The following is a 13,982-nucleotide window of genomic DNA, read 5'->3' as shown; positions in this document are numbered from 1 at the left end:
AGTTGTCGAGGCGACCTGCCAGAGGAGGACGACCTTCAATGAGAAGCCGCGCGGCCATCCTTTATGGGTACGGTCACCCCTGGACCGTCGAAGAATTCGAGCTCGACCCGCCGCGCGCCGGCGAGGTGCTGCTGCAACTGAGCGCGACCGGACTGTGCCATTCCGATGAACACATCCGACGCGGCAACCTCGCGCCACCACCGGAGACACTGCGCTCTTTGGGGCTGCCGACCATGTCCCCGACCATCGGCGGCCATGAAGGATCCGGCGTCGTGCTCGAGGTCGGCGAGGGGGTGACCCGGTTCGCACCCGGCGACCATGTGGTGACGTCTTTCATCGCGGTGTGCGGCCAGTGCCGCTGGTGCGCAACGGGAATGGAATACCTATGCGATACCGGATACGGCACCTTGGCACCCGGAATGCCCACCGGCGGTACGTTCCGTCATCACAGCCTCGATGGACGCGACCTCGGCCACGTGTCCAAGATCGGCGCGTTCGCCGAACATACGGTGGTCTCGGCCGATTCGCTGGTCAAGATTGATCAGACGTTCCCGCTGGTGCCGGCAGCCCTGCTGGCCTGTGCGATACCGACCGGATATGGCTCGGCGGCACGACGCGCTCAGGTCCGCGGCGGCAACATCGCCGTGGTGATCGGCGCGGGCGGCATCGGAACAGCGGCCATCCAAGGCGCCCGTATCCAGGGAGCGACCCGCATCATCGCGGTCGATCCCGTTGAGTTCAAGCGCAAATCCGCGCTGACCTTTGGGGCCACTCATACCGCGGCGACCACGGACGAGGCCGTTGAGACGGTGCGCAAGCTAACTCGCGGCGTGATGGCGGATGTGGTCGTGGTATCCCCCGCCACGATCGGCCCGGCCGACGTCGCGGCGGCACTGTCGCTGACCCGCAAGGGCGGAACCTGCGTGCTCACCGGTCTGCCGGACCCCGCGATGCACTCCATCGCCGTCGGTCTTCAAGACTTCGTGCTGATGAATAAGACGCTGTGTGGCACGGTCTTTGGCTCTTGCAACCCAAAGAGTGACATTCCGCTGCTGGCCACGATGTACCAGTCGGGGCAGTTACTCTTGGACGAGATGATCACCAAGCGCTACTCGCTCGACAGCATCAACGACGCCTACGCCGATCTGGTTGCCGGCGAGTTGATCCGCGGGGTCATCGATTTCAGTCTGAGCTGACGCCGCGCTCCCCGGCCCGCCCCGTTGCGCCACCGGCGACACCCCCTTGTGGTGCAACCAGTCCCGTGGCCTGATCCGCCAGGTTCGGCGCGCGTATTCCAGCTCGGTGTACGGCCACTGGGTGACGATGCGCCCCGAAGGTGAGCGGAAGTAGCTCTGGCACTGAGTCCAGATCGTGCGTTCCAAATCCGCGGAGATCTCGTCGTTGTAGCGCCTTTCCGCCTCCGGACGGACATCGAGGTATCCACCGCGGCGCGCCAGCCGACTGGCCGCGCTGGCCACCAGGCGTGCGCCGGCCTCAAGTATGTAGACGATCGAGTTTCCGCCCTGGTTGGTGTTCGGACCGTAGAGCATGAAGAAGTTCGGAAAGCCGCCGACTGCCGCACCCAGGTAGGCGGCGGGGTCATCACCCCACCGCTCGTGTAGGGACTGCCCTCCGGTGCCGATCACCTCGATGCCCGACAGGTAGCGCGACGTCTCAAATCCCGTGGCCAGCACCACCGCATCGACGTCTACGACTTGCCCGGCAGTCGTGACGACCGAGGTCTCGGTGACTCGCTCGATGGGATCAGTAACGAGTTCGACGTGGTCGTGCTGTAGCGCCCGGTAGAAGTCATCACCCAGCAGCACTCGCTTACAACGGAACGGATAGCCGGGCGTCAGCGCACGGCGCAGCCGCTCATCGGCGACGACGCGCTCCAGGAAGGAGGTAGCGATCTGGGTGCGCGATGTCACCACCGGATCATCGGCGAAGGTAGCGATGTTGTCATGCTGGAACTTCCAGATCTGCCAGCGGGTCCGCCGAATTGCCAGCGGGTTGCGCCGAAACTGCCTCAATTCGGTTGCGGTGTAGCGGCGATCGTCCTTGGGAACCATCCAAGGTGGGGTGCGCTGAAATACCGTCAGGCACCCAGCGAGCTTCGCCAGTTCGGGGACGACCTGCACCCCGCTGGCCCCGGTGCCGATCACCGCCACCCGTTTTCCCGTCAAATCGACACGGTGATCCCAGCCGGCGGTGTGCATCAACGTGCCACCGAAATCGGTCAGCCCGGCGATGTCGGGCAGCTTGCGCGGCCCGAACAAGCCAGTCGCACACACCACCACGTCGGCGGTCAAGATAGCGGTCCCCCCCGGCCCGGTCCACCTGGCAGACCCACCCCCACGTGTCCTCGTCCCAGCGGATCGAGCGGACCATGGCGCTCAGCATCAGGTGGCGGCGTAGATCGAAATCGTCTACGACCGATTCCAAGTAAGCCAGGATCTCGGGTTGCCGAGCATAGGTGCGGCTCCAGAATTTGTTGGGCGCAAACGAAAATGAGTACAGATGACTCTGAATATCGCAGGCGGCTCCCGGATAGGTGTTGCGACGCCAGGTCCCCCCAACGCCGTCGGCGCCCTCGATAATCACCAAATCATCAATGCCCGCGCCGCGCAGCGCAACGGCGGCGGCGATGCCGCCAAAACCGGCCCCGATGATGACGACCCGTGGTGGGCGCCCACGCCGGGTCGCCGCCCGGAGCCGGCCCGCGAAGTACCGTAGCCGGGCCGCCGGCCGGGTCATCGTGGCACCTGCGCACCACGAATCGCCAGACCTTCCAGGTCCCCTTTGGCCCGCCATGTCTCGAGGATGTCGGCGTATTCGGTGGGAGCGCCGAAGAAGAAGCTGCCCTGGCGAGTCTTGGCATCCGCCTTCCCCTCGCGGTTGTAATAGCCGGGGGTGCAGGTCTTGGCCCGCTCGGCGGTCGCCGCCGAACGGGTCACCACCGCCTCGACCCAAGCGGCCTCGGCCTCCGGCGAGGCCTCAACCTCGCTCACCCCGTGCTCGAGCGCCCAGGCGATGATCCATGCGACATGACTGGCCTGTGCACATCGAGCAGATATGGAAAGTTCACCGTGAGGCCGGCCTGGGCGATGCTTTCGATGAAGCAGTTCGGGAAACCGTTGGCACACAGTCCCTGAAAGGTGCGCACACCGTCGCGCCACCGGTCGGTCAGGGTGATGCCGTCCCGGCCGATCAGTTCGAAGCCGGTGCGACGGCAGTAGTCGGTGCCAACTTCGAACCCCGTCACAAAGATCAGGCAATCCAGCTCGTAGGCCACCGAGTCGACCACCACGCCGGACTCGATGATGCGCTCTACGCCGCGCCCCTCGGTATCGACCAGCGTGACGTTGTCGCGGTTGAAGGTCTGCAGGTATTCGTCATGGAAGCACGGCCGTTTGCAGAAGTATCCGTACCACGGCTTGAGTGCTTGCGCGGTGGCACGATCGGTCACCAGCTGATCGACCCGCGCCCTGATCTCCTCCATCTTGGCGAAGTCGGCGAACTCGATTTCCCGCGAGCGTTTCTCCGGGTCCGTCGTGCCGGCGCTGTCGTGACGCATCACGGGAAGCTTGCGGGTAATGCTCGTCCAGGCATCAGCGACCAGATCTTCGGATGCCTGCCCTCCGGCGGTCAGAACTTGAAAGTTCGTGATGCGTCTGCGCTGCCAGCCCGGCTGTAATGTGGCAGCCCACTCGGTATCCGTGGGTTCATTGGCGCGCACATCCACCGACGAAGGCGTGCGCTGAAACACGTAGAGCTGCTGGGCCGCCGCCGCCACGTGGGGCACGCACTGCACTGCCGTCGCGCCCGTGCCGATGATGCCGACCCGCTTGTCGGCCAGATTCTGCAAGCCCTGGCCGGTGTAGCCGTAGTCCCACCGGCTGGTGTGGAACGTCTTGCCGCCAAAGCTGGCGATCCCGGCGATCCCGGGCAGCTTGGGCTTGGCCTGATATCCGTTGGCCACCGATACGAATCTCGCCCGGATCCGGTCCCCGTGATTGGTCCGAATGATCCAGCGGGATATGTCCGCATCCCAGCGGATTTCGTGGACGTCGGTCTGTAGGCAGGCATCTCGGTACAGGTCGTACTTCGCAGCGATGCGCTGACAGTGCGCAAAGATCTCGGCGCCCTTGGCGTACTTTTCGGTCGGAATGTAGCCAAGCTCCTCGAGCAGCGGCATGTACACATACGACTCGACATCGCACGCGATCCCCGGATACCGATTCCAGTACCAGGTACCCCCAACGTCGGCCGCGCGGTCGATCAGCCGCACACTTTGCACACCGAGTTGGCGCAGCCGTGCACCGGTCAGCAGACCGCCGAAGCCGGCCCCGATGATCGCCACGTCCACCTCGTCGGTCAGGGGTTCGCGCGCGAATTCTTCATCCGCCCAGGGATCCTCGCCAAATCGGGAGAACTCACCCGCGATTTCCACGTACTGCGCGATCCCGTCGGGACGCAGCCGCTTCGTCCGCTCTTCGGCGTACTTCTGGCGCAACACATCAACGTCGAACGCGCACCCGACGGTTTCAGTCAAGGTCTCAACTCCGCTCTACGCGAGATGACCCTATAAGTGATCGCTTGATCATATCAAGCGATCACCACGTATTCGAGGCCCCACAAATCGCCAGTTCGGCCATCAGCAGCGAAACAGCGTGCCCCTGATCAAACCCTTGGCCGCGCTCAGCGCGGCGTGGAATTGGTCCAGTGGCAGGGTGGCCGCCATTTCGGTCAGACCGTAGATGAGCGCATAGATCGCCTCTATCGCACCGGCCGTATCGGCCTGCTCGGCAAGCTCACCCCGGCGCCGGGCATCCTCGACCAGGCCCCTGATTATTTCTCGAAACGCGGTGAACCCGACTTCGCCGAGTTGGCCGCTCCCCTCCTGGGCGTCCACAGCGATGCCGTCTTCGGCCCGGATGGCGAACTCGAAGGCGGCCAGTTGCGGGTATTCCCGGATCAACTCGCCGCACTCGTCGAGCACCGCTTCGATGCGATCAACGATGTTGCCGCCGCCTTCGGCGGCCCGCCGCAGTCGCGGCATCGCCGCATCGGCCCTGGCCGCGATCGTCTCCTTGATCAGCTCGGACTTGTTCGGAAAGTAGTTGTACAAGCTGGCACTGGTCACATTCGCGGTGCGAGCGATCTCGCGGATGGTGGCTCGCGCATATCCCACTTTGCTGACACGCTGCATCGTCGCGACGATGATCCGCTGACGGGTTTCCTCGCCACTGGCGCCCACCGGGCGGCCCAGCTGCGGGCGGGTCATTGCGGTCGGATCCTCACCAACGGGTCTTGCATATTCATCGGCCGTGGGCGCATTGCGGGCATAGTCGAATATATTCGAATGATCATGACTTCCGGCGTCCGCGGGGCCGCGGTGAGTGATCGACAGCCCGATTGCGAGTGCCGCCTGACATGACCGTCCCCACCTTCTCGACGAGATCCCAGCTCGGCCGGCCGGTGGGCGCGCGCGGCGAACAAACCCGTCAACGGATCATCACCGCGGCAATGCGTTGTGTGGCCGAGGCCGGCCCCGCCCAGGCGTCGATCCGCGAGATCGCCAAGGCGGCCGACATGACCAGCGGCAGCTTGTACCACTACTTTCCGAACAAGTCGGAGCTACTCAATGCCACCGCCACGGAGATCGAAGAGATCGTCTTGCCCCGGCTCCATGCCGCCGCGGCCTCTTCCGATGACATCGTCGACCGGCTCGACGCGGTGTTGGATGAGTCGAAACGGTTGATGCGCGACTATCCCTACCTGGCCGGGTTCCTACGAGCGGTGCGCGCCGAGAATGCCGACCAGACCGGTGGCGGCCGCCGAACCTACCCGGGCTCCAAGGCCCTTCGCGACGTCATCACCGAAATCGTCGACGACGCCCGGGGGCGGGGCGTGCTGTCCGCCGGCATCGCCCCCGGCGCCGCGGTGGACGCCATCTGCGCACTGACGCGCGGCCTCACCGAGCAAGCGGCGAATCTGGGTCCGCAGTCCTACGACGTCACACTCGACTCGGCCAAGCAACTGCTCCGAGGATCACTGTTCGCGGGAGCCAAACCAACGGCCACGCACCGAACATGAGTTTGCTGACCGCGTTGCGGCTGAACATGACCAACATCGCCGATCCGGCGGCAGACCACGCCCAGCGCTATCGCGCCGCGCTCGACATGGCCGAATATGCCGACCACCACGGGTTCACCGCGGTCAGCGCCGAAGAACATCACTTGGCCGCGACCGGCTGGCTGCCGTCGCCGCTGATTCTGGCCGCCGCGGTGGCCGGACGCACCCGAAACGTGCGCATCAGCATCAATGCTCTGATCGTCCCGCTCTACGATCCGGTTCGGCCCGCCGAAGACATCGCCGTGCTCGACAACCTGTCCCAGGGCCGCTTCAGCTTCGTGGCCGGCATGGGCTACCGGCCCCAGGAGTACCACGCCGCCGGCAAGGACTGGTCGCGCCGGGGTGCCCTGATGGACCACTGCCTTTCGGTGCTGTTGCAGGCGTGGGGCGATGATCCGTTCGAATACGATGGCCGGCTGATCAATGTCACCCCCAACCCGCGGACCCATCCACACCCGATCCTTTTCGTCGGCGGGGTGAGCGTTGCGGCGGCCCGCCGGGCCGCGCGCTTCGGCTTGCCGTTCTCCCCACCGATGGCGATGCCCGAACTCGAGGCCGTATACCACCAGGAGCTGGCCCGCCGTAACAAGCGGGGATTCGTCTACCACCCCGAAAACGGCAGCACCGTAACGCTATTGCACGCCGACCCCGACGAAGCCTGGTCCCGGTTCGGCGGTTTCATCATGAACGAGGCCACCGAGTACAGCGGTTGGAAGCGCGCCGATGTCCCCCGCCCCAACGAAGCACCGGCGGCTTCGATCGCCGAGCTGCGCGGCCTCGACAACGTGCAGATCCTCACTCCCGACCAACTGGTCGGCCAGCTGCAACGAGGCAGAAAGGAAGTCGTGATGAACCCGCTCATCGGAGGGCTGCCTGTCGAGGTCGGCTGGAGCAGCCTGAGGCTGCTGGCAGAAGAGGTGCTACCCGCGTAGCCGACATTCCCGACTCCGCCACCACGAAGCCCTGACCCCTGGCCCGCCTACCCGAGAACAAGGATGGTTCATCATGCTCCTGCCCCTGTCAGCGCAGCCCTACACGGCACCTACCGACCGCGACATGCTGCCGTCCGAGCGCCGCGAGTTCGTCCGCACCCACCGCACGTGTGTGTTTGGATACCGTCGGCGCAACGACGGCCCGGGGATGTCGATCGTCTACTACATCCCCACCGATGACGACGAACTGTTGGTGGCCACCATGGCCGGGCGCGGCAAAGCCAGAGTCGTCGAGCGCGACGGCAAGGTCAGCTTGTGCGTCCTCGACGAGCGTTGGCCGTTCACCTATTTGCAGGTCTACGCCGACGCGATGCTAGATCCGGACCGTGAGCTGGCGGTCGACGTCATGATGGCCGTTGCCGGCCGGATGTCGGGGCAACCGCTCGACGCCCAGGCGCGCCCGAGCGTCGAGGCGATGTGCGAACGCGAGAACCGCGTCGTGATCCGCTGCCGGCCGTACTCCACCTTCGCGACGCCGCCACGACACCTGCACCGAAACGACCAGGTGGAGCAACTGACGCACTGGGTGTCGGGAGTCGTGCCCTGGGACGCCGCGGACCCCGCGTCATCACGGTGAGTGACGGCGGGGCCGTCATTGACCTATCGCGCGGCGTAGCGATCACGCAGCTTAGCCAGCGTTGCTTCGATGCCGGCCGCGTTGGCCTTGCACGCGCCAATCCGCTCGTAGTACTTGAGCTTGTTCTTGAGCTCACCCGCCGCGTGGTAATCAAAGGTCTCGGTGACGCGGGTGAGCGTGGGCGAGAGAGACTCGAACTCCCATCTCCAGCGGTGCCCGGCCGGATGCCGCCATTCGACCAATTCGTTGGGCTTGAGAGCGGTCACCGTGCTGGTAATGCGGTACGGCACGCCGAACATCCGCATGTTTGTCGAGAACTTCGTGCCGGCCACCAGGGTCACCGGCGCCTTGATGTTGTCGCGAACCGTGCCGGAGCCGTCCAGTTCGCTGTGACGCCGCGGATCAGCAACGATTGCGAACAGCTCGGCCGCGGGAGCGGCCACTTCGACGGAACGACTGACCCGACGAGGGCCCGCATCGACAACCACGACAGTCATCAGTTCTCCTCGCGTCACGTGAACTCGCCCCAGCCTACGTAACCCGCTAGCCCATTTGCCTTGCCACCGGCCGGTAGCCGCTCCACACCCGGGACACCCGCTGGAAAAACATCACGCCCGAAGCCCTTGACAGATATACCCCTGGGGGTGTATATAGACAGAGTGGTTATATACCCCTAGGGGGTATAGATGGGAGAGTGATGAACACCAGCCAGTACCAGGTCGCCGGGATGCGATGCGGGCATTGCGAATCCGCCATCCGAAGCGAGGTGGCCCAGATCCCGGGCGGCGCCACGGTCGCCGTCAGCGCGCGAACGGGCAGGCTGCTGGTTGCAGGGTCGGCTCCGATTGATCCGACGACGGTGTTGGGTGCGATCGACGAGGCCGGCTACCAGGCGGTCCTGGTCGCATGAGCGCGCGCGCCAGACTAGCCCTGTACGCGACGGGCATGGCCGCGTTGTTCGGCGCGGCATTCCTGGTCGGGGGTGCGGTGATTGCGCACCCGATCTCGACGTCCTGGGCTCGGTCCAGGCACGCCGGTCACCAGGCTGGGACGCAACCGGTGCGCGGGGTGTCTCTCAGTGCGGGCGATCTGATGCTCGACGACGTCGCGGCCCCACCCGCGGTCGGAGTGCAGGGCACCTTGTCATTTCGGGTCCAGTCGCTCGGAGGCGTGCCGGTGACGAGGTATGCGATCGAGAACGCCAAGAAACTTCATCTCATCGTGGTCCGCAGCGACGGCACCGAGTTTCGCCATGTCCATCCCACGATGAGCGCCGAGGGCCGCTGGTCAATCCCATGGGCATGGAACGCCGCCGGTACCTATCGGGTGTTCGCCGACTTCGTCCCGGAAGGCGGCAACCCCACGGTCCTGACATATGCGCTCAATGTCGGGGGCATGTTCACCCCGGACCCACCGCCGTCGGCGACAAACGTCAGCCGGACCGACGGGTTCACCGTGACCATCGACGGCCCGTTCACGGCCCAGTCACCGTCACGGCTGATCGCAACCGTCACCCGGGACGGCCAGCCGGTCACGACCCTGCAGCCCTACCTCGGTGCATACGGACATCTGGTGGTGCTGCGCGAGGGAGACCTGGCGTATCTGCATGCACATCCCGAGAATGGCGCGGCGTCGGCCGGATCGGCTAGCCCGGCCCAGATTGCCTTCACCACCGAACCGCCCACCCCGGGCCGCTACCTACTCTACCTCGACTTCCAGGTGAACGGGCGAGTGCACACCGCCCAGTTCGTGCGCTGCGCCGCAGAGCAATCCAGCCATCCAGCAACACATCAGTAAGGAGCACACCATGCCCAAGACGACCGGTTTGCCGGCCACACTGAGCAACGTCGAGCTGGACATCGCCGGGATGACCTGCGCGTCATGCGCGATGCGCATCGAGAAGAAGTTGAACAAGCTCGACGGTGTCAGCGCGACCGTCAACTACGCGACCGAGCGGGCCACCGTCACTGCCCCGGCCGGGTATGACCCGCAGATCCTGATCACCGAGGTCGAGAAGGCAGGCTACGCAGCGGCTTTGCCGCAGCACCGGCAACAGCCCGCGGCGGCGGCAACAACGGACACGCACGGCGTCGACCCCGAGCTGGCGTCGCTGCGCGGTCGATTGGTCGGCGCGGTTGTGCTGGCCGGCCCGGTGATCCTGATGGCGATGCTGCCCGCCCTGCAGTTCCGGTACTGGCAGTGGGCCTCGCTGGCGCTGGCCGCGCCGGTCATCGTGTGGGCGGGCCGACCTTTCCACCAAGCCGCGTGGGTCAATCTCAAGCACGGCACCGCCACCATGGACACCTTGATCTCGGTTGGGACCCTCGCGGCGTTCCTGTGGTCGTTGTACGCCCTGTTCCTGGGTACGGCCGGAGAACCCGGGATGCGCCACCCCTTCGAGCTGACCATCACACCCGGTGACGGCGCATCCAACATCTATCTCGAGGTGGCCGCGGGGGTGATCGCGTTCGTGTTGGCGGGCCGGTATTTCGAGAAGCGCTCCAAGCGGCGCGCGGGCGCCGCCTTGCAGGCGCTACTCGAGCTCGGCGCCAAAGACGTAGCGGTATTGCGCAACGGCGCCGAGATCCGGGTCCCCGTGCAAGAACTCACCGTCGACGACGAGTTCGTGGTGCGCCCGGGCGAAAAGATCGCCACCGACGGCACCGTCGTCGCCGGCTCTTCGGCGGTGGACGCGTCGATGCTCACCGGGGAGTCCGTCCCGGTTGAGGTCGGCCCGGGGGACACCGTCACCGGCGCCACCACAAACGCCGGCGGGCGCCTCGTGGTGCGCGCCACCCGGGTCGGTGAGCACACCCAGCTGGCGCAGATGGCCAAGCTCGTCGAGGCCGCCCAATCGGGCAAAGCCGACGTGCAACGGCTCGCCGACCGCGTCTCCGGGGTATTCGTGCCGATCGTCATCGCCATCGCCGTGACCACACTGGGTGTGTGGCTCGGCGCGGGCTATCCGGTCAGCGCGGCGCTGACCGCCGCGGTGGCCGTGCTCATCATCGCCTGCCCGTGCGCGCTGGGACTGGCGACTCCGACCGCACTGCTGGTCGGCACCGGGCGCGCGGCCGCGCTGGGGGTCCTCATCAAGGGGCCCGAAATGCTCGAGTCCACCCGCAGAGTCGACACAATCGTGCTGGACAAGACCGGAACCGTGACGACCGGCAAGATGACCCTGCTCGAGGTGATCACCGTGCCCGACACCGACCGCGCAACGGCGCTGCGTTACGCGGGCGGGCTCGAGGCCGCCTCCGAACACCCCATCGCGGCGGCAATCGTCAAGAGCGCCAGGGCAGAACTGGGCACGCTGCCCGAGCCGGCGGACTTCGCCAACACCGAAGGTCAAGGGGTTCGGGGCATTATCGACGGGCACGCCGTCATCGTTGGACGCGCCAGCCTGCTAGCGGACTGGGCACAGCACCTCGACCCGGACCTGGCAGCGGCCAAGGATCGGGCCGAGAGCCAGGGCAAGACGGCGGTCGCGGTGGGTTGGGACGGTCGGGCGCGCGCCATCCTGGTGATCGCCGACACCGTCAAACCCACCAGCGCTGCGGCCATTCGGGAGTTCAAACGGCTGGGGCTAACCCCGGTGCTGCTAACCGGTGACAACCCAACGGTGGCGCGCCACATCGCCGACGAGGTCGGTATCGACGAGGTCATCGCCGATGTACTGCCAGCGGGCAAAGTTGCCGCGGTCAGGCGCCTGCAGTCCGAAGGCAAGATCGTCGCGATGGTGGGCGACGGCGTCAACGACGCAGCCGCGTTGGCCACCGCGGATCTGGGACTGGCGATGGGCACCGGCGCCGATGTGGCGATCGAGGCCGCCGATCTCACCCTGGTGCGCGGTGACCTGCGTGCCGCAGCAGACGCGATCCGGCTCTCCCGGCGGACCCTGAACACCATCAAGACCAACCTGTTCTGGGCCTTCGGCTACAACGTCGCCGCGCTCCCGTTGGCCGCTTTCGGTCTGCTCAATCCGATGCTCGCCGGTGCCGCGATGGCGTTCTCCAGCGTGTTCGTGGTGAGCAACAGCCTGCGGTTGCGCTCCTTCACCAGCGTCATCACGGACGCACCGCCAGCCACGGGCAGTCCGACGCGATGGGACGCCACACCGGAATCGCCTGCCGAACTCTCAACGCTGCCCGGCGAACCCTCCGGTTGCCCACGATAGCCGCCTTCGGCACGGCCGCCTCGAAACGTCACCCGGCGGAGGTCAACCGAGCCAACCGCCTACCGAGGGCGGCATGGAAACGTCCAACCGCACTCTCGTGCCGACCGAACTCGACGAAAGCGTTTGCTCCGGCGGCGAGGCCACGTTGAACGCCCTCGGACATCTCGTTGTCCTCGGAGAGGCCCTGCCCGATGAAGCTGCCCGCGCCGGCCAAGTTGCTCGACGCGTCGAGCGAATCACGCTCGGCGACATCGGGGGTGACCATCGAATAGATGGTCACGGCGGTGCGATCGACGCTCACCGGATCGATCACGACCATGGCGATCACATCCGGGAACGTCGCCAACATGACGTTGGGGAACAGCTGATACAAATACGTCACCCTGGCACCCGTGGTCCAGGTGTGCTCCGGACGGTCTCGGAGCCGTTCAATATTGCGGTACGGGAAGGTGATACGAGTGTTGGGCCCGAATGCCTCCACCACATTGAGATCGTCGTACTGGACGGGAAAGAACGTGTCTTTGTGGGTCGACCGGATACGGTAGCCCTCTAGGAACTGCTCTACGAGCACCTTCCAATTGATCTCCCGCAGCGTTGATTCAACGACAATCAGGCGCTCGGCCGGGACGAGCTTCGCCCGCCAGGGACTACCGTCGGTCAGCCAGCCGATCGCTCCCTCGTCCTCGATCAGGCCAGCGTCCACGGGGTCGAGTGGACCAATCACGATGAGCCCGTCCACCTCGTGGCTTTCCACCTCGACCAAGCCACGCGCGGACATGTCCAGGTCGGGGAAGGCCTCCGCGTGCGGGACGTGCGACAACGACCCGTCCAGACGGTATATCCAACCGTGGTAGCGGCATACCAGCGCATGAGAACAGCCGGCGTTCTCCACCAGAGCAAAGCCGCGATGCCGGCAGGCATTGCGGAACACCCGCGCTCGCCCGTCGGCCCCGCGCACCGCGAACAGGGGCACCCCGAAGGCGGTCCGTTCCACGTGATCGCCGTTGTTCGGGATCGCGGCCGACGGCACGAACACACTCGGCATGCCGCGCAGCAACCGTAACTCGGCGGCGAAGCGCTCTGGACTGACGTAGTTTTCGACCGGCTCGCGCCAAGCCTCGCCCTCGTCGGTGGTCCCGGCATCGATATGGGCAAGGACGCGCCGGACGATCTCTGCATCCTCGGCAACCAACGGCTTCGTCGGCGAGCTCACGTATGCCAGTATCACACTGTGGAAATCATGCGTCAACAATTCGGTGATATGGAGGTTAGGTGTCCCCGACGTCCGCGGCCCGAGTACGCCGGCTGATCGGCAACCGGCCGCTCAGCGCACGTTCGGTGCTCGCATCGGCATTGCTGGGCGCCGACCAGGCCCGCCTCACGGTGGCCGAGTTGGTGGCGGTGGCCTCCCTGTTCGGCATCAGCGACGGCGCCGCCCGCACCTGCCTCTGGCGGATGGTCAGCAGCGGCGAACTGACCAGCGGCGAAGGCAGCTATGCGCTCGCCGGGCACCTGCTGGAGCGGCGGCAGCGTGTCGACGAGGCGTCTCGGATCGCTGACACAGCCGTTGGCTCCTGGGACCGAACCTGGGAACTGGCGGTCGTCTCGCTGGATCGCCGCTCCGCGGCCGATCGCCTCGAGCTCAGAAAGGCAGCCATGGCTCTGCACCTCGCGGAGCTGCGCGAAGGCGTCTGGATACGTCCGGATAACCTTGACCCGCAACGTCTTCCGATCTCCCGGTCGGTGCTGGACCGCCAGTGCATCCATTTTCATGGCGCCGCTACCGATATCAGCGCCGACAAGGCCAGCAGCCTGTTCTCCCTCGACGAGTGGGCGGCCGATGCCCTGACCCTCATCCAGGCGATGGATGCCGAACTGGACCGGAGTAGCCGCGACGTTTCGGCGCAACGTTCCAGCTACCAGTTCGCTTTGTCGATCGCGGTGGTCCGCCACCTCCAACGCGACCCATTGCTACCGGCGGAGCTGATCGGCGACGACTGGCCCGGGCACCCATTGCACAGCACCTACCTGCGCCTCGACGAGGCATTCAAGCGGCGGATGAGTCACGCGTTTCGTTGAACCCAGTGGCCGGCACGGC

The 13,982-nt window shown here is 65.8% G+C and carries 11 protein-coding genes and 2 pseudogenes; 8 read left to right on the top strand and 5 right to left on the bottom strand.

All coding sequences use genetic code 11. From position 1 onward, the window contains the following. Nucleotides 1–38: 38 nt before the first annotated feature. Nucleotides 39–1,196, top strand: coding sequence for a Zn-dependent alcohol dehydrogenase (locus MMSP_RS25625; protein ID WP_020785647.1), 1,158 nt, complete (start codon nucleotides 39–41; stop codon nucleotides 1,194–1,196). Here MMSP_RS25625 and MMSP_RS04435 read toward each other — a convergent pair. The 3 genes and pseudogenes from MMSP_RS04435 to MMSP_RS04425 form a co-directional block, all read right to left on the bottom strand. After that, a pseudogene (locus MMSP_RS04435) lies at nucleotides 1,080–2,757 on the bottom strand (flavin-containing monooxygenase). The gene MMSP_RS25625 and the pseudogene MMSP_RS04435 overlap by 117 nt on opposite strands. Continuing rightward, a pseudogene (locus tag MMSP_RS04430) lies at nucleotides 2,754–4,555 on the bottom strand (flavin-containing monooxygenase). The pseudogenes MMSP_RS04435 and MMSP_RS04430 overlap by 4 nt, the downstream one beginning before the upstream one ends. A 102-nt stretch (nucleotides 4,556–4,657) precedes the next feature. After that, nucleotides 4,658–5,287: a TetR/AcrR family transcriptional regulator gene (locus MMSP_RS04425; RefSeq protein ID WP_020785643.1), complete on the bottom strand. Its 630-nt coding sequence runs from the start codon at nucleotides 5,285–5,287 to the stop codon at nucleotides 4,658–4,660. A gap of 149 nt (nucleotides 5,288–5,436) precedes the next feature. Here MMSP_RS04425 and MMSP_RS04420 point away from each other — a divergent pair, with 149 nt between their 5' ends. The 3 genes from MMSP_RS04420 (at nucleotide 5,437) to MMSP_RS04410 (ending at nucleotide 7,707) form a co-directional block, all read left to right on the top strand. Next, a complete protein-coding gene (locus MMSP_RS04420) occupies nucleotides 5,437–6,099 on the top strand; it encodes a TetR/AcrR family transcriptional regulator (protein ID WP_020727713.1) in 663 nt (220 codons plus the stop codon). Then, nucleotides 6,096–7,070, top strand: a complete 975-nt coding sequence (locus MMSP_RS04415) for an LLM class flavin-dependent oxidoreductase (RefSeq protein ID WP_020785642.1) — start codon at nucleotides 6,096–6,098, stop codon at nucleotides 7,068–7,070. Before MMSP_RS04420 ends, MMSP_RS04415 begins: the two co-directional genes overlap by 4 nt. A gap of 73 nt (nucleotides 7,071–7,143) precedes the next feature. Continuing rightward, a complete protein-coding gene (locus MMSP_RS04410; RefSeq protein ID WP_015354048.1) occupies nucleotides 7,144–7,707 on the top strand; it encodes a pyridoxamine 5'-phosphate oxidase family protein in 564 nt (187 codons plus the stop codon). A gap of 23 nt (nucleotides 7,708–7,730) precedes the next feature. Here MMSP_RS04410 and MMSP_RS04405 read toward each other — a convergent pair whose 3' ends face one another. Then, the gene (locus tag MMSP_RS04405) at nucleotides 7,731–8,204 is read right to left on the bottom strand and encodes an SRPBCC family protein (RefSeq protein ID WP_015354047.1); all 474 of its coding nucleotides are present in this window, start codon (nucleotides 8,202–8,204) and stop codon (nucleotides 7,731–7,733) included. Between the two features lie 200 nt (nucleotides 8,205–8,404). Here MMSP_RS04405 and MMSP_RS04400 point away from each other — a divergent pair, with 200 nt between their 5' ends. From MMSP_RS04400 to MMSP_RS04390, 3 genes are read left to right on the top strand one after another with little or no spacing between them, the layout of a single operon-like run. Beyond that, nucleotides 8,405–8,617, top strand: a complete 213-nt coding sequence (locus MMSP_RS04400) for a heavy-metal-associated domain-containing protein (protein WP_036426156.1) — start codon at nucleotides 8,405–8,407, stop codon at nucleotides 8,615–8,617. Continuing rightward, nucleotides 8,614–9,504: a hypothetical protein gene (locus tag MMSP_RS04395; RefSeq protein WP_020785640.1), complete on the top strand. Its 891-nt coding sequence runs from the start codon at nucleotides 8,614–8,616 to the stop codon at nucleotides 9,502–9,504. The genes MMSP_RS04400 and MMSP_RS04395 overlap by 4 nt, the downstream gene beginning before the upstream one ends. A 10-nt stretch (nucleotides 9,505–9,514) precedes the next feature. After that, complete coding sequence (locus MMSP_RS04390; RefSeq protein WP_020785639.1) at nucleotides 9,515–11,884, top strand: cation-translocating P-type ATPase; 2,370 nt, start codon at nucleotides 9,515–9,517, stop codon at nucleotides 11,882–11,884. A gap of 28 nt (nucleotides 11,885–11,912) precedes the next feature. Here the strand turns inward: MMSP_RS04390 and MMSP_RS04385 are convergent, their stop codons facing one another. Beyond that, nucleotides 11,913–13,112 carry an SRPBCC family protein gene (locus MMSP_RS04385; RefSeq protein WP_020785638.1) on the bottom strand — a complete coding sequence of 400 codons (1,200 nt, stop codon included), beginning with the start codon at nucleotides 13,110–13,112 and terminating at the stop codon, nucleotides 11,913–11,915. Nucleotides 13,113–13,156: 44 nt separating this feature from the next. Here MMSP_RS04385 and MMSP_RS04380 point away from each other — a divergent pair, with 44 nt between their 5' ends. After that, complete coding sequence (locus tag MMSP_RS04380) at nucleotides 13,157–13,963, top strand: PaaX family transcriptional regulator C-terminal domain-containing protein (protein ID WP_020785637.1); 807 nt, start codon at nucleotides 13,157–13,159, stop codon at nucleotides 13,961–13,963. The last annotated feature ends 19 nt before the right edge of the window (nucleotides 13,964–13,982 follow it).

The organism is Mycobacterium sp. 012931 (assembly GCF_000419295.1).
GTDB lineage: Bacteria > Actinomycetota > Actinomycetes > Mycobacteriales > Mycobacteriaceae > Mycobacterium > Mycobacterium marinum.
Note: the sequence above shows the minus strand (reverse complement) of the source record. Positions and strands in the feature narration are given on the sequence as shown.

What these genes read in the sequence shown, in the direction of transcription:
- MMSP_RS04400 (WP_036426156.1), top strand. Translation starts at nt 8,405, where the DNA reads ATGAACACCAGCCAGTACCAGGTCGCCGGGATGCGATGCGGGCATTGC.
- MMSP_RS04420 (WP_020727713.1), top strand. Translation starts at nt 5,437, where the DNA reads ATGACCGTCCCCACCTTCTCGACGAGATCCCAGCTCGGCCGGCCGGTG.
- MMSP_RS04425 (WP_020785643.1), bottom strand. Translation starts at nt 5,287, where the DNA reads ATGACCCGCCCGCAGCTGGGCCGCCCGGTGGGCGCCAGTGGCGAGGAA.
- MMSP_RS04410 (WP_015354048.1), top strand. Translation starts at nt 7,144, where the DNA reads ATGCTCCTGCCCCTGTCAGCGCAGCCCTACACGGCACCTACCGACCGC.
- MMSP_RS04395 (WP_020785640.1), top strand. Translation starts at nt 8,614, where the DNA reads ATGAGCGCGCGCGCCAGACTAGCCCTGTACGCGACGGGCATGGCCGCG.
- MMSP_RS04405 (WP_015354047.1), bottom strand. Translation starts at nt 8,204, where the DNA reads ATGACTGTCGTGGTTGTCGATGCGGGCCCTCGTCGGGTCAGTCGTTCC.
- MMSP_RS04390 (WP_020785639.1), top strand. Translation starts at nt 9,515, where the DNA reads ATGCCCAAGACGACCGGTTTGCCGGCCACACTGAGCAACGTCGAGCTG.
- MMSP_RS25625 (WP_020785647.1), top strand. Translation starts at nt 39, where the DNA reads ATGAGAAGCCGCGCGGCCATCCTTTATGGGTACGGTCACCCCTGGACC.
- MMSP_RS04415 (WP_020785642.1), top strand. Translation starts at nt 6,096, where the DNA reads ATGAGTTTGCTGACCGCGTTGCGGCTGAACATGACCAACATCGCCGAT.